Origin of the sequence: Actinoplanes lobatus (genome assembly GCF_014205215.1) — a bacterium.
In the GTDB taxonomy this organism is placed as follows: domain Bacteria; phylum Actinomycetota; class Actinomycetes; order Mycobacteriales; family Micromonosporaceae; genus Actinoplanes; species Actinoplanes lobatus.
This window is the reverse complement of sequence record NZ_JACHNC010000001.1, coordinates 5956971-5980479: the sequence shown is the minus strand read 5'-3', so window position 1 is coordinate 5980479 and position 23509 is coordinate 5956971. Positions and strand designations below refer to the sequence as shown.

Genomic DNA, 23509 nt, shown 5'->3' with positions numbered 1-23509 from the left:
GTGACCGGCGCGAGCCCGCTGAGGGTCCCGACCCCGGCATGCGTACGGGGAATCGCGGAACGCCGGGCGAACCGGGCGGAGGGCGGGCCACGTGGCGAGAACCCGGTATGGCATTCGGCGCGCGTCATGAGGAACCTCCTGGATCGAGCTCATAGCGATGGGTACGCCGGAGCAGGCGGAATCCGAGGTGCTCGCGGGCGGCGAGCACCGGGTCGTCGCCGGTGATGACCGTCTCGACCTCGTCGATGTGCGGGTGCGACTCCCGCAGGTGCTGGATCAGTGCGGCGTTGACCCGCAGTTCGAGCCGCCGCCCGCGGTGTCCGGGCAGGACGGCCGGCCCGAACTGCCGGGCCCGGTGCTCGGTGAGTACGCCGACGATCGCCAGCGCGTACGCGGCCAGACCCCCGTCGGCGTACGCCGTGGTCAGCACCGAACGCGGTTCGGGCAGTTCGCCGGTCCAGTGGGTGAGCCGGTACTCACCCGGTTCGGCGTCGATCAGCTCGCCCAGCCAGGCCCGGTGCAGGTCGCCCAGGAGGAGCAGGTCGTGCCGCCCGGCGCCGGTGTGCCGAAAGCCGTGCCGCAGACAGAACGCCTCGCCCGGCGACCCCGCCTCCACCTCGGTGACCAGTCGCGACGCGGTGGTCCGGTCGAGGACGGCGGTCAGCAGCCGGGAGCCGACGCCACGGCGCCGGCACTCCGGTTCGACGAACAGGGTCAGCTCGAAGACGCCCGGGGCCGGGGTGATCGGCCGAAGTTCGGCTCTCCCGGCGATCGTCCCGTCCGACATCGACACGATGTCGATCAAGCGTTCGTCCATGGCACCACGATCGCGGGCCGCCCGCCGCCGAACAACGCGAGAATCCGCACCGATCCTTAAGTCGATGGTTATCGTTCGACCTCGTACACTTCGGCGTCGTGGAGCTCCGGGACATCGAGATCTTTCTGACACTGGCCGAGGAGCTCCATTTCGGGCGTACGGCGGAGCGTCTCCACGTGTCGCAGGCGCGGGTCAGCCAGTCGATCAAGCAGCAGGAGCGCCGGATCGGTGGCGCGCTGTTCGAGCGCACCAGCCGCACCGTGCGGCTCACCCCGCTCGGCGTACAGCTGCGCGGCCGACTCGACGCCGGCTACCGCGAGATCACGGCGGCCGTCGACGAGGCGACCGCCACCGCGCGGGGGCACACCGGCACTCTGACGATCGGCACGTTCGACACCCACCACCGGGCGATCGGGGCGGTCCTCGACCTGTTCCGGCAGCGGCATCCACAGTGTGAGGTGCGGATGCGCGAGATCCTGCCGAGCGACCCGTTCGGCCGACTGCGCTCCGGCATCGTCGACGTCGCGGTACTCTGGCTGCCGGTCCGGGAGCCCGATCTCGTCGTCGGGCCGGAGATGCACACCGAGCCGCTGGTTCTGGCGGTCGCCGCCGGTCACCCGCTGGCGAGCCGGGACGCGGTGTCCATGGAGGATCTCGGCGACCACCCGGTGATCGCGCCGGATGGGCCCATCCCGGCGTACGTGTGGCACGCGCACACCCCGGCCACCACCCCGTCCGGGCGGCCCATCCCACAGGGGATCGCCGTGACCACCCTGGAGGAGGCGCTCACGGCGATCGGCACCGGCCGCGTCGTCTGCCCGGTCGGCGTCTTCGCGGCGGATGCGCGGCTGCGCGACGACCTCGCCTTCATACCGATCACCGACGGCCCGGTCCTCCGCTACGCCCCGGCGTGGCGGGCGGCCGGCGAGACCGCCCTGATCCGGGCCTTCGTCCAGGCGATCGTGGACAGCCGCTCCGCCGGGCAAGATCGCGACCCTGACTCGTCCGAATGACTATTCATCCGCTGGCCGCAAAGCAGGCTAGGTTCTGGACTCATGCGGGCTCTGCCAAGCGTCATTGACGAAGCCGAGGAAGCGTTGCGGTCACCGGTAGAACGGTATGACCCGGCCCGGGTAAACCGCGTCCTCACTCAGCTCGCGAACCCCATGTGGGCCCATACGAAGTATGGGGGCATTTGCCTGATATTGATTTGCGAAATCCAGTACTTCCAATACGACCGCACCCGGGACCCTCAATATCTGACGGAGGCAGTTCAGACCGGCCAGCGTGCCGTGAAAGCCAATGCCCTCCACGAGCGGTTCGGAGCCCAGGCTCGTTCCTCGCTCGGTGATGCTTGGCGCCGGCTTGCCGAGCACACCAGAAACGGCCACGACTTTGACGCAGCGATCGGCGCCTACCGGCAAGCCGCCCAAGCACCATGCAACCGCGACCCGAGTCGACCGATCCGGCTTACCAACCTGGCCAGCGCGCTTGCTATGCGGTTCGAATGCACCGGCGCCCCTGAGGATCTGGAGGAGGCCCTCCGCGTCGGCCGACAAGCCATAGACGCCACCCGGGGCGACAGCACCGATCGAGCCACATGCCTGGGAAACCTCGGCAACTTTCTGACACAGCGGTTCCAGCGCATCGGCGCCGCCGAAGATCTCGACCGAGCGATCGATACCTACCGGCGGGCAATCCAGGACACCGGTGAGGGCGCTGCTGATCGCGCACGCCTGCTGTCCTGCCTGGGCATAGCCTTACGCAACCGGTACGAGCTGACCAGCGCCTACTCCGAGGTCCTGGATGAGGCCATCAACCTCAGCCAGCAGGCCGTGGACCTCGATCCGTCCAACCACAGATTTCTCACCAATCTCGGCAACGCGCTAATCCTCAGATGGCAGTCCTCCGAAGCGGACACCGACCTCGATCGGGCGATCACCGTAAGCACCGCGGCGGTGTCCGCCACTCCTCACCGCCATATCGATCTTCACAAGCATTTGACCAACCTTTCCGACACTCTGCTCACGCGGTACCTGCGACACGGGGCGATTCACGATCTCGACCTGGCGATTCAGATCGCTCGGCGAGCCGTCGCAGCCACCCCAGAAGGCCATTCCCACAGGGCCGCCACCCTCAACAACCTGAGCAACGCGCTGGTCTTCAGCGGATCAGGCTTGTCCGAGGCACTGCGTGGTTGGAGCGAGGCATGCGACACGGTCCACGCCCCCATCACGACGCGCCTGCGCGCGGCTATCAGCCAGGCGTTCCACCTCGGCCTGCGATACGGTCCCGCGGTCACCGTCGACGCATATGCGTCTGCCCTGGAGTTGCTCCCCCTCTTGGCGTGGCGTGGCCTCCGACAGCAAGACCAGCATCAACTGCTGCGGTCCCACGCTGAGCCGCTGGCGCGCGAGGGTGCCGGGAGTGCCGTCGCGGCGGGCGTCCCTGACCGGGCGATCGCCATGCTCGAAGTCGGCCGAGGCATCTACTGGAACCAACTACTCGACACTCGGACCGACCTCACGGCCGTGCGGGACGCTGCACCCAACCTCGCCACGAAGCTGGAGAAGTGCCGAACTCAGCTGGACCAGCACACCGCCTCATCCACCGGGCTCGAAGCTTCCCGAAGCCCGTGGGTGATCCCGCCAGAGGCGAAGGAGTGACTGGGCTCTGTCCCGGCAGCCGTCACCATCGCCCCCCGAAAGCAACAAGCTCTCCTATTCGCCGGCGAGTTCCCGGTGCTCGGCGAGTTCCAGGTCGATGAAGGCGCTGATCATCGCCCGGTAGACCCGCTCGACGACCTCCGGTGACCCGCCTGCCGCGACGGCCAGGCCGCGCACCTTGGCGATGACCTCCTCCACCCGGGCGGGCGCCCGGACCGCCTGTTCGTCGGTCTTCAGCGCGGCGGCCCGCCGGACCAGCCGCTCCCGGGCGGCGAGCCGTTGCACCACCTCGGCGTCGATCGCGTCGATGGCCCGGCGGACTTCGGTGAGATCGGCACTCATGCCGGCCATCCTGCCAGCGACCGTTCCGGGTAGGGCCGTCCGGCCCTGTCGGGAGGCGTCACGCCGGGCGTCTACTGGCGAAAACGGACCCACCGCCGGGAGGGATCGGCCATGCGAGCGCTCGTCGTCTACGAATCCATGTTCGGCAACACGGCCGCGGTGGCGCAGGCGGTCGCTGAGGGGCTCGCCGGGCCGTTCGAGGTGACGCTCGCCGACGTGCACGAACGGCCCGCGGTCACGGGCGTGGATCTGCTGGTGGTCGGCGCACCGACCCACGCGTTCGGGTTGAGCCGGCCGTCGACCAGGGCGGACGCGGTCAAGCACGGCGAGGTCCGGGCGGGGGCGCAGGAGGCCGGCATCCGGGAGTATCTGGATGCCACTCCCCCGCTGGCCGGCCTGCCGGTGGCGGCTTTCGACACGCGGATGGACACCCGGTTCCCGACCGGCTCGGCCGCTCGCAAGGCGCTGCGCCGGCTGCACAGCCTGGGCGGGCAGCCGGTGATGCCGGCGGAGGACTTCCGGGTCGGCGGGATGACCGGCCCGCTGGTCGACGGCGAGATCGAGCGCGCCCGTCGCTGGGCGCGCCAGGTCGCGGACCGGCACGCCGCCTCAGCGGCATAGCGTCCCGCGACGCTACGCCGGATCAGCGGCGTAGCTCGCCGAGACGGCGTTCCGGGTTGGGTGCGGCGTCGGCGAGGGTACGCGTGTACTCGTGCCGCGGGTTGAGGATGACCTCGTCGGCCGGCCCGCGTTCGACGACCCGGCCCTGGTAGAGGACGAGGATCTCGTCGGAGAAGTGCCGGGCGGTGGCCAGGTCGTGGGTGATGTAGAGGACGCCCAGGTCCTCCTCCCGTTGCAGGGTGGCGAGCAGGTTGAGCACGCCGAGCCGGATCGACACGTCGAGCATCGAGACGGGTTCGTCGGCGATCAGGACGCCGGGTGACGGTGCGAGGGCGCGGGCGATGGCGACGCGCTGCCGCTGGCCGCCGGAGAGTTCGTGTGGGCGGCGGCGGGCGAAGTCGGCGGCCGGTGTGAGGCGGACGCGTTCGAGCAGGTGCAGCACCCGTTGGTGGACTTCGGCGTCGCTGAGCCCGCGCTGGTGCAGCCGGACCGGACGGGTGAGGTGGTGCTCGACGTCGTGGAACGGGTTCAGCGACGCGAACGGATCTTGAAAAACCATCTGCACGGTACGCCGATAGCGCGCGAGTGCGGAGCCACGGCGGGCCACCGGTTCGCCGTCGAGCAGGATGCGCCCGGAGGTGGGCTGTTCGAGCTGTAGCAGCAGGCGGGCGATGGTGGATTTGCCGCTGCCGCTCTGCCCGACCAGTGCCACGGTGCGCCCGTGGTCGAGGGTGAAGCTGACGTCGTCGACGGCGCGCAGCGTACGCGTACGGATGCCGTGCCGTAGGCGATAGTCCTTGCTCAGCCCGCGCACTTCGAGGGTGGTCATGACATCCCCTCCGGGGCGAGACGGATGAAGGAGCCGCGGTCGCCGGTGAGGCTGGGGAACGACGCGAGCAGCTGTTTCGTGTAGTCGTGGCGCGGTTCGGTGTAGAGCTGGTAGGCGTCGCCGAGTTCGGCGATCGCCCCGTCGCGCATGACCGCGATCCGGTCGCTGATCTCCAGCAGCAGCGGCAGGTCGTGGGTGATGAAGACGACGGCGAAGCCGTGTTCGTCGCGTAGCCGGGTGAGTTCGCGGAGGATCTCGCGTTGCACGACGACGTCCAGGGCGGTGGTCGGCTCGTCCATGATCATGATTTGTGGTTCCAGGGCCATGGCCATCGCGATCATGACGCGTTGCCGCATGCCGCCGGACAGCTCATGGGGGTACGAGGTGAGCCGCCCCCGGTCCACGCCGACGGATTCGAGCAGGTCGCCGCAGCGCAGGCGACGGTCACGGCGGGACATGGCCGGCCGGTGGGTGGTGAAGATGTCCTCGAACTGGTCGCGGATCGAGATGACCGGGTTGAGGGAGTTCATCGCCCCCTGGAACACCATGGAGATCTTGTCCCAGCGGGCGGCCCGCAGCTCCTCCGGGCGGAGATCACCCCAGTCGATGTCGCCGCCGTCACGGGCGTGGAAGACCGCCCGCCCCGACGTGATCATGGCGGGCGGTTTGAGCAGGCGCACGATCGCGTAGGCGAGGGTGCTCTTGCCGCAGCCGCTCTCCCCCGCGAGGCCGAGCACCTCGCCGCGCCGCAGGGTCAGCGACACGTCCCGGACGGCGTGCACGACCGGGTCGACCAGATAGTCGACGCTGAGGTTCTCGATGGTCAGGACCGGTTCGCTCACAGCGTCGACTCCTTGGCCCTACGGATCTGCTCGCGCGACATCCGCCAGCCGCGGCGGGCGCCCCGGGTCTGGTTGCGCAGCTTGGGGTTGATGATCTCGTCGATCGAGAAGTTGATCAGGGACAGCGCCGCGCCGAAGAGAGCCAGCATCAATCCCGGGGGTACGAACCACCACCACGCGCCGAGCCGCAGGGCGAGCCCGTTCTGCGCGTAGTACAGCATGGTTCCCCAGGTGAACGACTCGGTGGCGCCCAGCCCGAGGTAGGAGAGGCCGGCCTCTCCCAGGATGGCGAAGATGACCGCGAACACCACCTGGGAGGCGAGCAGCGGGATGAGGTTGGGCAGGATCTCGACCAGCAGGATCCGCCATCGCCGTTCCCCGGCGACCCGGCTGGCCAGCACGTAGTCACGGCTGCGCAGGCTGAGGGTGGAGCCGCGCAGCACCCGCGCGGACCCGGCCCAGCTGGTGATCGCCAGGACGATCGCGACGAGCAGGAGGCTGCGCTCGGCGACGTAGGCCGAGATGACGATCACCACGGGCAGCCCGGGGATGACCAGGACGACGTTGGTGAACAGGGAGAACGCCTCGTCGAGCCAGCCGCCCGCGTACGCCCCGACGATGCCGAAGAAGCCGGACAGGATCAGGGTGAGCAGCCCGACGACGGCGCCGACGATCAGCGAGCCGCGGGTGGCATAGGCGAGCTGGGCGAGCACGTCCTGCCCGGTCTGGGTGGTGCCGAGCAGGTGATCGGCGCTGGGTGGGGTGAGGCCGATGTCGTCGACCTTGGCCGGGTCCTGGACGAACAGTGGTCCGATCAGCCCGAACAGGGTGATGAGCCCGGCGATGATCAGGCCGGTGGCCAGTTTGCCGGTCATCGGCGGCAGGCTGGGGCGGCGGCGAGGGACCGCGAGGTTCACGGTGACGGTGTCGGCGGCGGCCATGGAGTCCCTTCCTCAGCCCTGCGCCCGGATGCGCGGGTCGATGACCGAGTACAGGAGGTCGACCAGCAGGTTGGCGCCCAGTACCGACAACGTGATGATCAGGAGGATGCCCTGCATGAGGGCGTAGTCGTTGCCGCCGACCGCCTGGAGCAGCGCCGACCCGATGCCCGGGTAGGAGAACACCGCCTCGGTGATGATCGATCCGGCGACCACGAAGCCGAGCGAGATGGCGAACCCGGAGATGGACGGCAGGACGGCGTTGCGGGCCGCGTACCGCATCATGATCCGCCGGGAGCGCAGGCCCTTGGCCTCGGCCGTGACCATGTAGTCGTCGGACAGTGTGGAGACCATCATGTTGCGCATGCCGAGCATCCACCCGCCGATCGACGACAGGATGATGGTGAGCGCCGGCAGGGTGCCGTAGTAGACGACCGAGGCGAGGAACGGCCCGTTCCAGCCCGGGGTGACGGTGTAGACGTCGTAGCCGCCGTTGAGCGGGAAGACCGGCCAGACGCTGCCGAGCAGGAAGAGCAGGATCAGGGCCAGCCAGAAGTACGGCACGGACTGGAACATCGTGGTGACCGGGATCAGGTTGTCCATCCACGAGCCCCGCTTCCAGCCGGCGAGGGTGCCCATGCCCACGCCGGTCAGGAAGGAGATGATCGTGGCCAGCCCGATCAGCCCGATCGTCCAGGGCAGGGTCTGCGCGATGATCGAGCTGACCGGGGCCGGGAAGAAGACCAGGGAGACGCCCAGGTCCCCGTTGGCCAGTCCCGCAAGGTAGTCGCCGTACTGGGCCCACAGCGGCCGGCTCGAGTCGGTGCCCAGCATCGCCTCGATCGCCTCCCGGGACTCCGGCGTGACCGGCCCCTTCTGCCCCAGCTTGGCCAGCATGATCTCGACGGGGTCGCCGGGCATCATGCGGGGGATGAGGAAGTTGAGGGTCAGCGCCGCCCAGAGGGCGACCAGGTAGAACCCGAGCTTGCGGGACAGGTAGCGCATCGGCCGGGCTACTTCGCCGGCGTGATGTTGGCCAGGACGATGCCGTTGTCCCAGATCTTCCAGGAGGCGGGCAGCGCGTACTTGTTGTCGTTGCTGGGCCAGCCGGTGGCACGGCTCGTGTTGAACTCGGTGAGCAGCGAGTTCACATAGATCGGGATGTACGGCAGGTCCCGTACGATCTCGGTTTGAATGATCTTGTATTGCTCTTTCTGGGTGGCCTCGTCGTTGGTGCCGGCCGCCACCGTGACAGCCTTGTCCACCGCCTCGTTGTGGTAGCGGGCGAAGTTGCCGCTGGTCCGGGCGCTCTCACCGACCTTCGCGGTCGTCCCGCTGGCGTATTTCGGCTGGTAGATGTGGTACGGGTTGGAGTTGGCGCCGAGCCCGATCGAGTCCAGTGAGAGCTGGTAGCGGCCCTGCACCTGGTTGTTGTTCCACTCGTTCCAGGACAGCTGGGTCGGCTTGAGCTCGATGCCGACCTCCTTGAGCTGCTGGGCCATCGTGTCGTTGAGCGAGATGTAGTCGCTCCAGCCGCTGACCGTCTGGATGGTCATCGACAGCCGCTCGCCGCCCTTGGCGCGGATGCCGTCGGCGCCCTTGGCCCAGCCGGCCGCGTCGAGGATCTGGTTGGCCTTGGCGGCGTCGCCGGTGCCCGGGATGGTCTGCTGGGACGGATCGGCGATCCACTTCTGGTCGCGCTCGGGCAGCAGCATGGTGGGCGAGGCGGTGGCCGCGTACCCGCCGCCGGCCAGCTTGTTGAGCTGGTCACGGTTGATGGCGTGGTAGATGGCCTGGCGCACGGCGGGGTCGGTCTGCGGGCCCTTGCAGCCGTACTCGGTGCCCGAGCAGGTGAAGATCGACGTCGTCATGGTGGGCGTGTTCACATACGACAGGTCCGTGTGGTTCTTCAGCAACTGGTCCAGACCCGGCAGGTAGGAGCTCATCCAGTCGACCTGGCCGGCGGTCAGCGCGGCGCTCGCGGCGTCGGCGGTGGCCAGCGAGATGTAGCGCACGTTCTGGATCTGCGGTTTGCCCGGCTGCCAGTAGTTCGGGTTCTTCTCGATGACGAAGCTCTGCGCCGAGAAGGACTTCAGCTTGAACGGGCCGGTGCCCACCGGGTTCTGGTTGATCGTCTTCTCGGGGTCGGGGATCTTGCTCCAGATGTGCTCGGGGATCATCGGGGTGTGGCCGATGATGGCCGCCTCGTCGGTGAACGACTTGGCCCCGAAGGTGATCACCGCGGTCTTGTCGTCCTTGGCCACCGAGCTCTGGATGTCCAGGTTGGTGGCGTTGATCGCCTTGGTGCGCTTGATCAGGTCGAAGGTGAAGGCCACGTCCTTGGCGGTGAACGGCTGCCCGTCGGACCACTTGACACCCTCGCGGGCGGTGATGGTCAGCTCGGTGCCGTCGGTGTTCCACGAATACCCGGTGGCGAGCATCGGTTGCGGCGGCGCGTCGGTGGCCAGGTTGTACCAGAACAGGGCCTCGTACATGGTGCCGTTGGTGGGTTGCAGCTGAGTCGGTGAGAACGGGTTCCAGTTCTCCACGATGGCGCCGTTAGCGCCGTTGAACACGGTGATCGAGCTATCGGCGTTGCCGGACTTCTCCTCGCCGTCGGTGCCGGTGCAACCGGCCAGCAGGAGTGCCGCGGCGGCCGCGGCGAGGATCCGGCGTGCGCTGGGGATGGACATCGTCGATTTCCTCCGCGAGTGGGGGTGCGCGGGCCACCCGCCTCCCGAGCCGGGAAGCAGGGATCGTCTTCGATGCTGATCATTATTAAGCGGCTTAAGTTTGCGGTGTCAAGGCCGACTTGCATCGACCATGATCGACTTGGATTCTGGCTTGACCCACTTAGTTAAGTCCTTTTAGATTCTCCCCCGCAAGCCCTCGTCCCCACCCCCGTCCCCCGGAGGATCCCCATGAGAGCGAAATGGTGGGGCGGCCTCGCGGCCGTCCTGACCACCGCCGCGGCAGTCCTGACCATGGCCCAGCCCGCCCAGGCCGCGGCCGGTTTCACCGTCTCCGGCACCCGCATCCTGGACGCTAACGGCAACACGTTCCTGATGCGTGGCGTCAACCACGCGCACACCTGGTACCCGGGCCAGACCAGCACCTCACTGGCGAACATCAAGGCCCTCGGCGCCAACACGGTCCGCGTCGTGCTGGCCAGCGGCCAGCGCTGGACGGCCAACCCCGCCTCGGACGTCACCACCGTGATCAGCCAGTGCAAGGCCAACCGGCTGATCTGCGTGCTCGAGGTGCACGACACGACGGGCTACGGCGAACAGTCCGGCGCCGCCACCCTCGCCCAGGCCGTCGACTACTGGATCTCCATCAAGAGCGCCCTGACCGGTCAGGAGAACTTCGTCGTCCTCAACATCGGCAACGAGCCGTACGGCAACGGCACCGCGTCCGCCAACTGGACCGCCGACACCAAGACCGCCATCACCCGGCTGCGTGCCGCCGGCTTCCAGCACCAGATCATGGTGGACGCGCCGAACTGGGGACAGGACTGGCAGTTCATCATGCGCGACAACGCCGCCTCGGTGTTCGCCGCCGACCCGCAGCGCAACACCGTCTTCTCGATCCACATGTACGGCGTCTTCGACACCGCCGCCGAGATCAACGACTACCTGGGCCGGTTCCAGTCGGCGAACCTGCCGATCGTGGTCGGCGAGTTCGGGGACAACCACTCCGACGGCAACCCCGACGAGGACACCATCCTCGCCACCGCACAACAGCGGGGCATCGGCTACCTCGGCTGGTCCTGGTCCGGCAACGGCGGCGGCGTCGAGTACCTGGACATGGTCACCAGCTTCAACCCGGCGCAGCTGACCAGCTGGGGCCAGCGGATCTTCAACGGCGCCAACGGGATCAAGGCCACCGCGAAGGAGGCCACCGTGTTCGGCGGGGTGTCGCCGTCGCCGTCGGTCAGCTCGTCATCGGCCTCGCCGTCGCCGTCCCCGAGCACCAGCACCCCGCCGCCGGCCGGCGGCTGCACCGCCACCTACACGATCAGCAACCAGTGGGGCGGCGGCTTCCAGGGCTCGGTCACCGTCAAGGCCGGCAGCAGCGCCATCACCGGCTGGACCGTGACCTGGACCTGGCCCAACGGGCAGCGCTTCACCAACACCTGGAACACCACGGTCACCACCTCCGGGGAGACGGTCACCGCCCGCAACGCGCCGTACAACGGCACGCTCGCCGCGGGCGCCACGACCAGCTTCGGGTTCACCGCCTCCAGCGGGGCGACCAACGCCGTACCGTCCCCGGTGAGCTGCGCGGCCTCGTAGACTGACGGGCGCCGATGTGGAGGTGCCGCCCGGGTGGAAGCCGTCGCTGTCGGGGTCCGGAGAGGCCCGAGTTCCTACCTGGCCCGCCTGCGTCTCGACCGGGCCACGGTGGAGACCAGGTTCGGGCTCCGGTTCGAAACCGTCGACGACGATCTCGGCCCGGCGGCACTCGCCCTCATCCGGCTGGCCGGCGGCGACCTGATCGGTTTCGGTCGCCTGCAATACGACTCCGAGCCGGGGGTCGAGGTCGTGCACTACACGGCCCGGCCCCCGCGCGAGGTGGTCGCCGAGCTCCTCGCCGAGTCCGGCCTCACCCACCAGGACCTGAGCTGGATGAGCGGCGGGCTGCCCGGCGCCGAATTCGAGCCGGTCGCCCGGTCGGTCACCGAGGCGGTCCTCTACCTCACCGGCGATCCGGACGGCGAGGTCCGGGTCACGACCGACCGGACGGAGGTCCGGCGCGGCGAGCGCACGGTCCTGGTCGACCCCGCCTCGGACGGACTGCTCGACGCCGCCCAGTGGCAGGAGCACTCCCGCCGGTGCGCCCGGCGGGCCGCCGGGCTGCTGCGGGTGTTCGGGGAGCGCCGGCCCACCGCCGCCGAGCACGAGCAGGCCCGCCACCTGCTGGAATGCGCCGTCGACTGCGCCGCCGAGGTGGCCCGGCTGGTGCCCGCCGGGACCGGTCGGGTGCCGGTGCGCCATCTCTGGACGGCCGACGGGCTCCAGGCGCTACGACAGCGGGCGGCGGACTTCGGCGTACCCCGCATCGATCGTGAGCTGGCGCGGCGCCGCCTGGATCTCGCCGAGTTCGCGGCGGTCTTCGGACCGCCGCCGGCGGAACGCACCGCCCCGACGGATCCGCCGCTGGCCCGGCCCGGCTCCGACGCCAGCATGTTCCTGGACTTCCAGGAGTGCCGTTGCGGCGGCAAGCTGCTGTCCTTCGGCGAGCGCAGCCTGCCGGCGGGCGACCACGAGGTGCTGACCGTCAAGGCCCGCTGCATCCGCCGGGTCTGGCACCGCTTCCGGTTCCGGTTCACCGTCCGCCCCGGCACGCTGGGCACCGCCCACTGGCAGATGTCCCTGCGCGGCGAGCCGTCACATGTGGTCGATCCCGGTCAGTGGCTGTTCATGGCGACGGTGTACGCGGCCGGCGACGAGCAGACCCACGCGATGAACATGAAACTGGCCGCCTCCTCGGTCGAGGAGGCGATGCTGTTCGTGCCGCCCGGCGCCGACGTCGTACCGGAGGAGGAGATCCGCGGCCGGCACGCACAGGAGATGCTCGCCGCCGAGCCCGACCGGTTCCGGTGGCCGCGGTTGCTCGCCGCCCGCGACGACTACCTGGCGGCGTCCGGCCCGGAGGATCCCGGCCCGGAGCTCCACCCGCTGCCGGCCCGCGGCGTCACCGAGGCGCTGATGTTCATGGACCTGCACCGGTGCGAGTGCGGGACGGCCGAGTTCCACCGGCAGGTGCAGGAGCGCGGCGGCGACCCGGCCCGGCTCACGCTGCGCTACCACGGGGTCTGCCTGGCCTGCCGGCGCGAGCGCGCGTTCGTCTTCACGGTGCCGCGCGACGACCCCGACCCGGACCCTCTGGGATACGGGCTGAGCATGCCCGGCGACGGGCCGTCCGCACTGCTCGACGCCGGTCAGCTGTGGATGATCGGCGAGATGAACGCGGAGCGGGCGAAACGGTTGGAAAACGCGGTCGCCGGCGACTGGGACGACGACAGCTGGGAGGCGATGCTGGCCGCTCTGGCCACGTCGGTCGCCGTCTACGACGAGTTGCTGGCCCTGCTGCCGCCGGGGGCGGGCGCCGTGCCGGACGGCGAGTTCCGCACCCCGGCCGGCCGCTCGCGGCTGCGCTACCTTCCGGAGTCGTTCACCCGCGACCACCTGTCCGCCGAGCGCGCCCGCCGCCGCCACCGGCTCGACGAATTCCTGGCCACCGTCCCGGAACCGGACTGACTCTTTACATCTTCAGTAAACAGTCTTAATAATTGCGCATGCGTCGATCCGTGGTTCTCTCCGTGGCGGCTGTGCTGGCCGCCGCGTGCTCTGCCGTATATGTGGCCTCCACCGCCAGCGCCGCCACCGCTTGCGCGCCCGCCTGGAGCGCCTCCGCCGTCTACGTCAAGGACAACGTCGCGTCCAAGGGCGGCAACAACTACACCGCCAAGTGGTGGACCCAGGGCGAGGATCCGGCCGTCAAGAGTGGCCAGTGGGACGTCTGGATCAACAACGGCGCCTGCGGCGGCGTGGTGAACCCGTCCCCGTCGTCCTCCCCTACGACGTCGCCGTCCCCCTCCACGTCGCCCTCCCCGTCGACGTCACCGTCCCCGTCGACGTCGCCGAGCACCCCCATCCCCGTCGGTGGGCTGCCCAAGCACGCCCTCATCGGCTACCTGCACGCCAGCTTCGCCAACGGCGCCGGCTACCTGCGGATGGCCGACGTGCCGGCCGAGTGGGACATCATCAACCTGTCCTTCGGCGAGCCGACCAGCGCCACCTCCGGCGACATCCGGTTCACCCTCTGCCCCGCCACCGAGTGCCCGGGCGTCGAGACCGAGGCCGAGTTCATCGCCGCGATCAAGGCGAAGCGGGCCGCCGGCAAGAAGGTGCTGCTCTCCATCGGCGGCGCCAACGGCCAGGTCCAGCTCACCACCACGGCGGCCCGCGACAAGTTCGTCAGCTCGGTCAGCGCGATCATCGACAGGTACGGGCTGGACGGCGTCGACATCGACTTCGAGGGCCACTCGCTCTCGCTCAACACCGGCGACACCGACTTCAAGAACCCCACCACGCCGGTCATCGTCAATCTGATCAGCGCGATCAAGACCCTGAAGACACGGTACGGAGCGGGCTTCGTCCTCACGATGGCGCCCGAGACGTTCTTCGTCCAGCTCGGCTACCAGTACTACGGCTCCGGACCGTGGGGTGGCCAGGACCCGCGGGCCGGCTCCTACCTGCCGGTCATCTACGCGCTCCGTGACGACCTCACGGTCCTGCACGTCCAGGACTACAACTCCGGCTCGATCATGGGCCTGGACAACCAGTACCACTCGATGGGTGGCGCCGACTTCCACATCGCCATGACCGACATGATGCTGGCCGGATTCCCGGTCGCGGGCAACACCGCGAACATGTTCCCGGCGCTGCGCGAGGACCAGATCGCGTTCGGCGCGCCCAGCTCGACCAGCGCGGGCAACGGCTACGTGGCACCGGCCGGCGTGCAGCAGGCCGTCAACTGCCTGGTCAAGGGCGCCAACTGTGGTGGCTACACGCCGCGCAGCGGGCTCAACCCGAACTTCCGCGGCCTGATGACCTGGTCGATCAACTGGGACCGGTTCTACGGCTGGGAGTTCAAGAACAGCCACGAGCCGTTCCTGAACGCCCTGGGCTGACACCTCACCGGGACCTGAGGGCGTAGCCCTGGATGGCGGCGAGGGCGGCGACGACCGCTGCCTGCGCCGCCATCCACACCCGGCCCAGCGTGGTCGCCTCCACCGCGCCGGTGCCGAGCACGACGATGCTGAGCAGCACCCATGCGACGTTGACCGCGATCACCGCCCGGACGGCGGCGCGGCTGAGCACCGGGCGGGTCGCGATCACCCCGACCACGATGGCGAACACCGCCAGGAACGCGCCAACCGCGTGCTGCACGGAAACCGGATAGCCGAGCACGTCGGTCAGCACACCGGCCAGCGCCAGGTAGGCGACCCCGTTGGCGCCGGTGACCAGGGCATCCGCTCGCAGCGTCCACCGCAGCAGCGCGTTGCTGTTCACCCTGGCCGTGGCCGGAATCTGGTCGGAGACCCGCATCGGTCCTCCCCTTTCACCGTTCGGATATCGATGAAAGGGACGCTAACGACGCTGTGCCGGACACACGATTACCGCGGAGGTAATGCTCTTGCCGCACCCCTCTACGGTGACCCCGGTGATCAAGCCATCCCCACTCAGCGGCTTCCGGGTGCTCATCGGCGGGACCATCGGGTTCGTGGTCCTGCTGCTGATCCTCGACCCGGTGACCCGGCAGGAGGACTGCCAGAACTACCACGCCGCCGGCAACGCCAGCGTCTTCGACGACGAGCGGTGGGACCTGTTCTTCCTGGCCGCGCCGGTGTTCTGGATCCTGCTGATCATCGTGGAGCAGCTGCTGCCGTGGACCTGGCGGGGCCGCTCCGGATGGGAGATCACCGCCAGAGGGCTCGGCGCCGTCCTGATCGCGATGCTCCTGTCCTGCGCGCTGTTCCTGCGCCTGCTGGGGCTCTGCCACTGACGCCTCGGGGCCGACCGTGGCCGCGACCGGCGGCACCCGCGGGAGGCGGCGACCGGCCCGGCCCGCCCGGCCACCGATCTCAGCCCGGCGGCGCGGCACGGGCCGGCGTGGCAGCGAGATCGCCGGCACGGCGGAACGGCCCTCGAAAGGCGGGACGAGGACACGCGTACCGGAAAGCTCTTTATCGGTTTGTCATGCGTTCCATGTGCTCGGGGTAGCGGGCGCCGTGCACCTCGATGGCGGCGGCCGCGGTCTCGATCTCCTCGACGTCGGCCGCGGACAGGCCGATCTCGGCGGCCCCCAGGTTCTCGTCGAGGCGCTCCAGGCGGCGGGTGCCGGGAATCGGCACGATCCACGGCTGCCGGGCGAGCAGCCAGGCCAGCGCGATCTGGGCGACCGTGGCGCCCTTACGGGCGGCGACCGAGGTCAGCAGGTCGACCAGCGCCTTGTTGGCCCGCCGCGCCTCGGCGTCGAAACGGGGCAGGCCGGCACGCATGTCGCCGGGCGCGAACGTGGTGTCCGCATCCATCTTGCCAGTGAGGAAGCCCCGGCCGAGCGGGCTGAACGGGACCAGGCCGATCCCGAGCTCGGCACAGGTGGGGATGAGCTCCGCCTCCGGGCCACGCCACCACAGCGAGTACTCGTTCTGCACCGCGGTGACCGGCTGGACGGCGTGCGCCCGCCGGACCGTGGCGGCGGCCGCCTCGGACATGCCGAAATGGCCGACCTTGCCGGCCTCGATCAGCTCCTTGACCGTCCCGGCGACGTCCTCGATCGGCACGTCCGGGTCGACGCGGTGCTGGTAGAGCAGGTCGATCCGGTCGGTGCGCAGCCGCTTGAGCGACGCGTCGGCCACCTGCCGGATGTGCTCGGGCCGGCTGTCCACGTCGCGGCCGCCCGCGCCGTCGATGGCGAAGCCGAACTTGGTGGCGATGACGACCTGGTCGCGGACCGGTGCGAGGGCCTCACCGACGAGTTCCTCGTTGACGTACGGTCCGTACACCTCGGCGGTGTCGAACAGCGTGACGCCCCGGTCGACGGCGGCCCGCAGCAGGGCGATGTTGGCGTCCCGGTCCGGGCCGGGTCCGTACCCGTGGCTCATCCCCATGGCGCCGAAGCCCAGTGCGGACACTTCGAGGCCCTGGCCGAGGGTGCGTTTCTGCACGGTTCTCTCTCCTTGACGAAGTCAGCCGATCTCCTGGGCCGTGACGGCCCAGGAGGCGAGCAGTGCGAGCGCGTGATCGGTCGATGACTGCGGCTCGGCAGTGTAGATCGTCAGCGTCAGGTCGGGTTCGGCCCGCAGGTCCATGGTCTCGTAGTTCAGGATCAGGTCCCCGACGATGTGGTGCCGGAAGTGCTTGACCCCGGTGCCGTGGATCCGCACGTTGTGCGCCGCCCACCGGCGGCGGAAATCGTCGCTGCGGGTGGACAGCTCGCCGACCAGATCATGCAGGCCCTTGTCGTGCGGATCCTTGCCGGCCGCGGTCCGCAGGTTCGCCACCGTGATGTCGGCCGCACCGTCCCAGTCCGGGAAGAACCGGTGGGCCGCCGAGTCCAGGAAGGTGAACCTGGCGAAATTCGGGTGGCCGCCCGCGAACGCATCGCTGTACATGGCGTGGCCCAGCAGGTTCCCGGCGAGCAGATCGCCCCGCATGTTGGACAGGATCGCCGGTGCGCTGATCGAGTCGAGCGACCATTGCAGACTGGGCCGGACCGTCCACTGCTTCGGCCGGCGCCGGGGCCGCAGCACGGCGCTGCTGCCGTCCGCCTCGTGGGCGAGCCGCAGCAGGTGGGCGCGCTCGGCCTCGTCCAGTTGCAGGGCCCGGGAGATCGCGTCCAGCACCCCGGCGGACACCCCGGCCAGCGTGCCGCGTTCGAGCTTCGCGTAGTACTCGACACTCATCCCGGCCAGGGCGGCGACCTCGCTGCGGCGCAGTCCGGGAACCCGGCGCTGCCCGGCGGCGGGGAGCCCGGCCCGCTCCGGGGTGATCTTGGCGCGTCGGGAGGTGAGGAAGTCGCGTACCTCGGCTCGGTTGTCCACGACACGACCGTACGACGCGATACGGCCACCCGGGATGTACTGGCGATACACGCATCACCGGTACTCGCCGTGATCATCACATCGATCACGTGCTACGGCGGACGCCGCGCTCGAGGAAGATCCGGGCCGGGCCCCACAGGGTCACCGGACCGGTTGACACGTCACCTCGAAAACGGTGACGCGATCATCGAGCATCCCCCTCGACCCGGCCGACCGGTCCGGTGCGAGACAGGGTGAGGCCCGTTCGCCACCCGGTCCCTGTCGGGGTCATTGCCGCTGTCCACCACCGTCGCCGGGCACGGCAGCGGCTCACCGGGCCTCCGCGGTCTGAAAGGCCGCCCGATACGCGTACGGGCTGGTGCCGACGATCTTCTTGAACCGCTCACGGAAAGCCGTCGACGACCCGAATCCCGCCTGGCCGGAGATCCGCTCGATGGAGTGGTCGGTGGCCTCCAGCAGGTACTGCGCCTGACGGATCCGCGCACGCAGCAGCCATTGCAGCGGCGTGGTCCCGGTCTGCTCCCGAAACCGGCGGTTCAGGGTGCGGCAACTCATCCCCGCCTGCTCGGCGATGTCGTCGAGCGACAGTGCCCGGTCCGCGTTGTCCTGCATCCACTTCAGCACCGGCTCCAACTCGGACCCGCGCGGAGTCGGTGGCTGATCATGAACGATGAACTGCGCCTGGCCACCCTCCCGCTCCAACGGCATGACCGAGAGCCGGGCCGCGTCGGCCGCGACCGCCGACCCGTGATCGCGCCGGATCAGATGCAGGCACAGATCGAGCCCGGCGGCCGCGCCGGCCGAGGTGAGGAACTGCCCGTTGTCGACATAGAGAACATCAGGATCAACTTCCACTTCCGGGTACGCCTCCGCGAGCCGCTTCGTGGCCAGCCAGTGTGTGGTCGCACGCCGCCCGTCGAGCAGCCCGGTGGCGGCGAGAACGAACGCGCCCGCGCAGATCGACGCGATCCTGGTGCCGTCGGCCGCGGCCGAACGCAGAGCGCCGAGCACCCGCGGTGGGAGCGGGGCGGCCGGATCGGCGCAGCCCGGAATGATGATCGTGTCCGCGTCGGCCAGGGCGTCCAGCCCCCATGGTGGCGTCAGGTGGAAGGCGCCGGAGTCGACGGGGCCGCCGAGCCCGCAGACGCGGACCCGGTAGGCGGGCCGGCCGTCCGGCAGGCGGGTCCGGTTGAACACCTCGATCGGGGTGGACAGGTCGAAGGGGATGACGCCGTCCAGGGCGAGCACGGCCACGGTGAGCATGGCGCGAAGGTACTGCCCGGACGGGCGCCCACCAAGCCGCGGACAGCGATCCTGTGGATAACTCGTCACTGGCGAGAACCCGTTGATACCTGGCAATCCAGCCACTTCTCGGTGGGACGACCAATTCCTAGGGTCATCTTGTTCCCCACGAGAAGGACTGATTCGCGTTGCTTGCACAGATCGTGTTGTTCGACGGATTCGACCCGTTGGACGTCATCGCACCGTACGAGGCTCTGGTGGCCGGCGGGATCCCGCGGGTCGAGCTGGTGTCCGCCGGGGGGCCGCGTGCCGTCCCCAGCGGGATCGGCCCCCTGACCCTGAACGCGACCGCCCACCTGGATCCCGAGCGGGCGGACCTGGTCGTCGTCCCCGGGGCGGCCGCCGCGGCTCTGGACGAGATCCCGGCGGTGCTGGCCCGCGCGCTGGAGACCCCGCTGCCCGGGATGCTCGCCGTCGTCCTGAACCGGCCGGGCGCGATCACGGCCACGGTCTGCGGCGGTTCGCTGCTGCTGGCCATGGCCGGGCTGATCACCGGCCGTCCCGCCACCACCCACCAGTTCGGTCTGGACGCCCTCACCGCGGCCGGCGCCGTGGCGATCGACGCCCGTATCGTCGAGGACGGTGACCTGGTCACCGCCTCGAGCGTCACGTCCGGTCTGGACCTGGGCCTCTACCTGCTCGAACGAACCCTGGGTGCCCCGTCGGCCCATGCCGTCGAACGCCTCTTCCACCACGAGCGCCGGGGCACCGTCTGGCGCCCCGCCCCCGCCGCTGCCCAGCCGGTCATCCGATGACGAAGTTCCTGTTGTCCGTGCACGTTCTCGCCGCGATCATCGCGATCGGGCCGGTCACCGTCGCCGCCAGCATGTTCCCGGCCGCGATTCGCCGGGCCGGACCCGGCGCCGGCCGGGATCTCGCCGTGCCCCGCTCGCTGCACCGGATCTGCCGGGTCTACGCCGCGCTCGGCATCGTGGTCCCGGTGTTCGGGCTCGCCACCGCGAACAGTCTCGGCGTCCTCGGCGACGCCTGGCTGCTCACGTCGATCGCGCTGACCGCGGCCGCCGCGGCCGTGCTGGTGCTGGCGGTCCTTCCCCGTCAGCGGAGGTTGCTGGCCACGGTGGACGGCCCGGGAGCGCCGGCCCGGCTCGCCATGTTCACGGGGCTGTTCAACATCCTCTGGGCGGTGGTCACCGTGCTGATGATCGTGCGGCCCGGCTCGACCACCGGAGCGTGACACCCATGCCCCTCCGTATCGCAGCGGCGGCCGAGCTGGCGACATTGCTGGTCCTGTTCGCGAATCTGGCCACCGTCCACTGGCCGCCGGTGTCCTCGGCGATCGGCCCCCTGCACGGCTGCGCCTACCTGTTCGTGATCGTCCTCGCCGTCCGGGAGACCCGATCCACCGGCACTCGCCTGGCAGCCCTGATCCCGGGCATCGGCGGCCTTCTGGTCCTGCGCCGCCTGGCCGCCGAACGCCGGCACGGCCGGGCGACCTGACACCGTGCCGGGCGATCCGTCGTCCCCGTCCGCGATCGCGGCTGTAACCGATCCTGGGCGGGGACGGGCATAATCGCCAGCCGTGAGTGAAGTGGCGGCGTATCAGCGGGCGAGTTCCCTCCTCGACGTCGGCCGCGACGCTCAGGCCGTCGAGACCCTACGGGCCGCGCTGGCCGGGACGCCGGACGACGCCGCCCTTCTCACCCTGCTCTCCTTCGCCCTGCGCCGCCGGCGTGATCTGCCGGGAGCGCTGGCGGCCGCCGAGGCGGCTCTCGCGGCCGAGCCGGGCCGTCCCGAGGCCCACGTCGAGCACGCCGAGACCCTGCTCGCCCTGCTGCGCGACGGCGACGCCCGGACGGCCGCCGAGCAGGCCGTCCGCCTGGCCCCGAACCGCCCGTCCGGGCATCTGGTGCTGGCCCGCGCGCTGGCCGCCGACCGGCACCTCGCCGAGGCCCGGGCCGCCGCCGCACGCGGGCTGGCGCTGGCGCCCCGCTCGGTCGAGGCCCTGCTCACCGTGGCTGACGTGGCCCGTGACGCCGGCCGCCGGGATGAGGCCGAGGAGGCGGCCCGCGCCGCCCTGCGTATCGATCCGGACAACGACTACGGCCGCTGGCTGCTCGCGATGCTCGACGCCGAACGTCTTCGCGTCCGCCGTTCCCTGCGCACTCTGCGTGATGTCGCCCGGGACAATCCCGCCCGCCCGAACGTGCTGTCGATGACCTGGCCGATCCGTCGGCTGCTGTCCGGCCTGCGCCGCTGGCTCACCGTGGCCGTCGTGCTGACCTGCGCGGCCGCCCTGATCGCCGTCCGGTTCCCGCCGATGCTGCCGCCCAGCCGCCTGATGGCAGCCACGTTCGTGCTGCTCGCGACCGGTTTCAGCCTTCGCCTGCTGCTGCCGGCGGGTGCTCTTCCCTGGCGCAGCCTTCAGCTCACGCCGCCGCTGCTGCGCCGTGCGCTCTACGCCCGCATGGTCACCGCGGTCGTGCAGGCCGGGCTCCTCATCGGGTACGCCGCCACCTCGACGACCTCACTGACGGTGATCGCGGTCGCCCTCGTACCCCTGCAGTTGCTCCTGGGTCTGATCGCCGCGATCGGCGCCCATCTCGACGATCCGGGCCACATGCACGCGCTTCGTGACATCGCCCGCCAGCTCCGCGAGCTGCGTGCCGAGCTGCGCCGATGGTGGGCCGAGACCCGCCGCGAGTTGCGCGACGCCTGGCGCGACGACCCGTGACCAGGCCGTATCGTGCGGTTTCATGAGCTACGACCTCACCTTCCTCGCCAAGAGCGACGACCAGGACTGGGAGGATGCGCTGGAGGCGCTGGAGGAGGAACAGGGCGACGACGGCGGGTCCCCGGACCGGGCCGCGTGGGACCGGATCGTGGCCGACGCCCGCGAGTTCCTGGGCGACGTGGAGCTGTACGAGGACGGGTCGTATCTGGAGCTGGATCACGAGGCGACCGGCATTCAGCTGAGCCTGTACGCGCGGGAGGCCGGGATCGCGGTCCCCTACTGGTATTCCGGCCAGGACGCCGAGCGCATCGTCGCCCTGATCTACCGGCTGGGCCTGGTCGTCGAGCGCCACACCGGGCTGGCGGGCTACGACGGCCAGGTCGGGCTGGGCGTGGCGGAGGCGGCCGGGCAACCCGAACTCGCCGTGACGATTTTCGACCAGGTCGCCCGCTCGTTCGCCAGCCGCGGCATCGTGAGCCCCAGCAACGAGTAGGCCGTCCGGCACCACCCGTACCCGGCTCAGACCGCTACCTTCGCCTCGCGGCGAAACGCTCCGGTGGCCGCCGCGGTGAGCAGGCCGGCGATGAGTCCCCAGAACGCCGACCCGACGCCGAGCAGTTCGATGCCGGAGGCGGTGGCCAGAAGCGTCACCACGGCGGCCTCGCGCCACCGGTCGTCGCGCAGGCCGGTGGTCAGGGAGCTGCCGATCGTCCCGAGCAGGCCGATCCCGGCGATCCCGAGCACGAGCACCGCGGGCAGCGCGGCCAGCAGTGAGGTGATGGTCGCCCCGAGCGCGGCCACGCAGAGGTAGAACACGCCGGCCCACACCGAGGCGAGATACCGGCGCTTGGGGTCGGGATGCGCGTGCGGGCCGGTGCAGATCGCCGCCGTGATCGCGGCCAGGTTGAGGCCGAACGCGCCGAACGGGGCGAGCACCAGGTTCACCGCCCCGGTCCAGGTGATCAGCGGCGACACCGGCACCTGGTAGCCGTCGTTGCGCAGCACGGCGACGCCCGGCAGGTTCTGCGACGCCATGGTGACCACGAACAGCGGCAGCGCCACCCCGATGATGGCCTGCCAGGTGAACGACGGCATCGTGAACACCGGCGACGCCCAGCCGAAACGCACCTCGCCCGGCCGGAACGAGCCGGTCGCCGCGGCCACCGCGATCCCGGCGGCCAGCGCGGTGAGCACCGCGTACCGGGGAAGGAACCGCCGGGCCACCAGGTAGGTGCCGAACATCGCGGCGATCAGCGGGAGGTCCTGGTTGGCGGAGGCGAACAGGCCGATGCCGAACTGGATCAGGACACCGGCGAGCAGCGCGGACGTCAGCGACGTCGGCACCCGGTCCATCATCCGGCCGAACCAGCCGGTCACGCCGGTCAGCGTGATCAGCGCGGCGGACACCACGAACGCGCCGATCGCCTCCCGCATGGTGGCGCCTTCGAGGCCGGTGACCAGCAGCGCGGCGCCCGGCGTGGACCAGGCGGTGACGACCGGCGCCCGGAATCGCAGCGACAGGCCGATGCAGGTGACGCCCATGCCGACGGCGAGCGCCAGCATCCAGGAGGCGAGTTCCGCGTCGTCGGCGCCGGCCGCGCGGGCGGCGCTGAACACGATCGCCGCCGAGCTGGTGAAGCCGATCAGTACGGCGAGCAGTCCCGCGTTGACCGCGGACGGCGGGGCGTAGTCGAGGATTCTGCGCTGGTCGGACAAGGTTTGACTCCGCGTGGGTGGGACGGATCGCCCAGGCGCGCGGCACAGCCGTGTCGGCAGGCCGCTTCCCGGTGGTGTCCCACCTCAGCGCCAGTCACGGCCCACCGGCAGACTACGCGACGCCGGTGG

At 70.1% G+C, this 23509-nt stretch carries 24 protein-coding genes and 1 riboswitch; of the genes, 12 read left to right on the top strand and 12 right to left on the bottom strand.

Annotated features, from left to right (window positions below):
• Window positions 1-124: 124 nt before the first annotated feature.
• On the bottom strand, window positions 125-817 hold the full coding sequence (locus tag BJ964_RS27370) for a GNAT family N-acetyltransferase (RefSeq protein WP_188123354.1): 693 nt from the start codon (window positions 815-817) through the stop codon (window positions 125-127).
• Window positions 818-915: 98 nt separating this feature from the next.
• On the opposite strand from BJ964_RS27370, the gene BJ964_RS27365 reads away from it, so the two are divergent.
• Window positions 916-1830 (top strand): LysR family transcriptional regulator, encoded by a 915-nt coding sequence (locus BJ964_RS27365; RefSeq protein ID WP_188123353.1) that lies wholly within the window; start codon window positions 916-918, stop codon window positions 1828-1830.
• Between the two features lie 42 nt (window positions 1831-1872).
• Window positions 1873-3483, top strand: coding sequence for a tetratricopeptide repeat protein (locus BJ964_RS27360; protein WP_188123352.1), 1611 nt, complete (start codon window positions 1873-1875; stop codon window positions 3481-3483).
• A 54-nt stretch (window positions 3484-3537) separates the two neighbouring features.
• Here BJ964_RS27360 and BJ964_RS27355 read toward each other — a convergent pair whose 3' ends face one another.
• The gene (locus BJ964_RS27355; RefSeq protein ID WP_203832829.1) at window positions 3538-3825 is read right to left on the bottom strand and encodes a chorismate mutase; all 288 of its coding nucleotides are present in this window, start codon (window positions 3823-3825) and stop codon (window positions 3538-3540) included.
• Window positions 3826-3936: 111 nt separating this feature from the next.
• On the opposite strand from BJ964_RS27355, the gene BJ964_RS27350 reads away from it, so the two are divergent.
• Entirely contained in the window at window positions 3937-4446 is a 510-nt protein-coding gene (locus BJ964_RS27350) for a flavodoxin family protein (protein ID WP_188123350.1), read from the top strand.
• Between the two features lie 22 nt (window positions 4447-4468).
• Here the strand turns inward: BJ964_RS27350 and BJ964_RS27345 are convergent, their stop codons facing one another.
• From BJ964_RS27345 to BJ964_RS27325, 5 genes are read right to left on the bottom strand one after another with little or no spacing between them, the layout of a single operon-like run.
• The gene (locus BJ964_RS27345) at window positions 4469-5275 is read right to left on the bottom strand and encodes an ABC transporter ATP-binding protein (RefSeq protein WP_188123349.1); all 807 of its coding nucleotides are present in this window, start codon (window positions 5273-5275) and stop codon (window positions 4469-4471) included.
• Window positions 5272-6117, bottom strand: a complete 846-nt coding sequence (locus BJ964_RS27340; protein WP_188123348.1) for an ABC transporter ATP-binding protein — start codon at window positions 6115-6117, stop codon at window positions 5272-5274. Before BJ964_RS27340 ends, BJ964_RS27345 begins: the two co-directional genes overlap by 4 nt.
• The gene (locus BJ964_RS27335) at window positions 6114-7058 is read right to left on the bottom strand and encodes an ABC transporter permease (RefSeq protein ID WP_188123347.1); all 945 of its coding nucleotides are present in this window, start codon (window positions 7056-7058) and stop codon (window positions 6114-6116) included. Before BJ964_RS27335 ends, BJ964_RS27340 begins: the two co-directional genes overlap by 4 nt.
• A gap of 12 nt (window positions 7059-7070) precedes the next feature.
• Window positions 7071-8060, bottom strand: coding sequence for an ABC transporter permease (locus BJ964_RS27330; protein ID WP_188123346.1), 990 nt, complete (start codon window positions 8058-8060; stop codon window positions 7071-7073).
• An 8-nt stretch (window positions 8061-8068) separates the two neighbouring features.
• A complete protein-coding gene (locus BJ964_RS27325; RefSeq protein WP_188123345.1) occupies window positions 8069-9748 on the bottom strand; it encodes an ABC transporter substrate-binding protein in 1680 nt (559 codons plus the stop codon).
• A gap of 228 nt (window positions 9749-9976) precedes the next feature.
• On the opposite strand from BJ964_RS27325, the gene BJ964_RS27320 reads away from it, so the two are divergent.
• The 3 genes from BJ964_RS27320 to BJ964_RS27310 are packed head-to-tail and all read left to right on the top strand — an operon-like array spanning window position 9977 to window position 14754.
• Window positions 9977-11350: a cellulase family glycosylhydrolase gene (locus BJ964_RS27320; RefSeq protein WP_188123344.1), complete on the top strand. Its 1374-nt coding sequence runs from the start codon at window positions 9977-9979 to the stop codon at window positions 11348-11350.
• Between the two features lie 33 nt (window positions 11351-11383).
• A complete protein-coding gene (locus BJ964_RS27315; protein WP_188123343.1) occupies window positions 11384-13318 on the top strand; it encodes a hypothetical protein in 1935 nt (644 codons plus the stop codon).
• 38 nt (window positions 13319-13356) lie between these two features.
• Window positions 13357-14754 carry a chitinase gene (locus BJ964_RS27310; RefSeq protein ID WP_188123342.1) on the top strand — a complete coding sequence of 466 codons (1398 nt, stop codon included), beginning with the start codon at window positions 13357-13359 and terminating at the stop codon, window positions 14752-14754.
• 4 nt (window positions 14755-14758) lie between these two features.
• Here the strand turns inward: BJ964_RS27310 and BJ964_RS27305 are convergent, their stop codons facing one another.
• Window positions 14759-15172, bottom strand: coding sequence for a hypothetical protein (locus BJ964_RS27305; RefSeq protein ID WP_188123341.1), 414 nt, complete (start codon window positions 15170-15172; stop codon window positions 14759-14761).
• Between the two features lie 115 nt (window positions 15173-15287).
• Here BJ964_RS27305 and BJ964_RS27300 point away from each other — a divergent pair, with 115 nt between their 5' ends.
• Window positions 15288-15629, top strand: a complete 342-nt coding sequence (locus tag BJ964_RS27300) for a hypothetical protein (protein WP_188123340.1) — start codon at window positions 15288-15290, stop codon at window positions 15627-15629.
• Window positions 15630-15810: 181 nt separating this feature from the next.
• On the opposite strand, the gene BJ964_RS27295 is transcribed toward BJ964_RS27300, so the two are convergent.
• The 3 genes from BJ964_RS27295 to BJ964_RS27285 all read right to left on the bottom strand — a co-directional run bounded on the left by BJ964_RS27295 (window position 15811) and on the right by BJ964_RS27285 (window position 18933).
• The gene (locus BJ964_RS27295) at window positions 15811-16794 is read right to left on the bottom strand and encodes an aldo/keto reductase (RefSeq protein ID WP_188123339.1); all 984 of its coding nucleotides are present in this window, start codon (window positions 16792-16794) and stop codon (window positions 15811-15813) included.
• Window positions 16795-16815: 21 nt separating this feature from the next.
• Window positions 16816-17670 (bottom strand): helix-turn-helix transcriptional regulator, encoded by an 855-nt coding sequence (locus BJ964_RS27290; protein ID WP_188123338.1) that lies wholly within the window; start codon window positions 17668-17670, stop codon window positions 16816-16818.
• A gap of 309 nt (window positions 17671-17979) precedes the next feature.
• Window positions 17980-18933 carry a GlxA family transcriptional regulator gene (locus BJ964_RS27285; RefSeq protein WP_188123337.1) on the bottom strand — a complete coding sequence of 318 codons (954 nt, stop codon included), beginning with the start codon at window positions 18931-18933 and terminating at the stop codon, window positions 17980-17982.
• Between the two features lie 167 nt (window positions 18934-19100).
• Between BJ964_RS27285 and BJ964_RS27280 the strand changes: the two genes are divergently transcribed.
• From BJ964_RS27280 to BJ964_RS27260, 5 genes are all read left to right on the top strand, one after another.
• Complete coding sequence (locus BJ964_RS27280) at window positions 19101-19727, top strand: DJ-1/PfpI family protein (protein ID WP_188123336.1); 627 nt, start codon at window positions 19101-19103, stop codon at window positions 19725-19727.
• Window positions 19724-20167, top strand: a complete 444-nt coding sequence (locus BJ964_RS27275; RefSeq protein ID WP_188123335.1) for a hypothetical protein — start codon at window positions 19724-19726, stop codon at window positions 20165-20167. The genes BJ964_RS27280 and BJ964_RS27275 overlap by 4 nt, the downstream gene beginning before the upstream one ends.
• A 5-nt stretch (window positions 20168-20172) precedes the next feature.
• A complete protein-coding gene (locus BJ964_RS27270) occupies window positions 20173-20430 on the top strand; it encodes a DUF3817 domain-containing protein (RefSeq protein ID WP_188123334.1) in 258 nt (85 codons plus the stop codon).
• Between the two features lie 82 nt (window positions 20431-20512).
• The gene (locus tag BJ964_RS27265; protein ID WP_188123333.1) at window positions 20513-21664 is read left to right on the top strand and encodes a tetratricopeptide repeat protein; all 1152 of its coding nucleotides are present in this window, start codon (window positions 20513-20515) and stop codon (window positions 21662-21664) included.
• 22 nt (window positions 21665-21686) lie between these two features.
• Window positions 21687-22157 carry a hypothetical protein gene (locus tag BJ964_RS27260; protein WP_188123332.1) on the top strand — a complete coding sequence of 157 codons (471 nt, stop codon included), beginning with the start codon at window positions 21687-21689 and terminating at the stop codon, window positions 22155-22157.
• 26 nt (window positions 22158-22183) lie between these two features.
• On the opposite strand, the gene BJ964_RS27255 is transcribed toward BJ964_RS27260, so the two are convergent.
• Complete coding sequence (locus tag BJ964_RS27255; protein ID WP_223149619.1) at window positions 22184-23380, bottom strand: benzoate/H(+) symporter BenE family transporter; 1197 nt, start codon at window positions 23378-23380, stop codon at window positions 22184-22186.
• Between the two features lie 22 nt (window positions 23381-23402).
• A riboswitch (ZMP/ZTP riboswitch) is annotated at window positions 23403-23488 on the bottom strand.
• Window positions 23489-23509 lie beyond the last annotated feature (21 nt).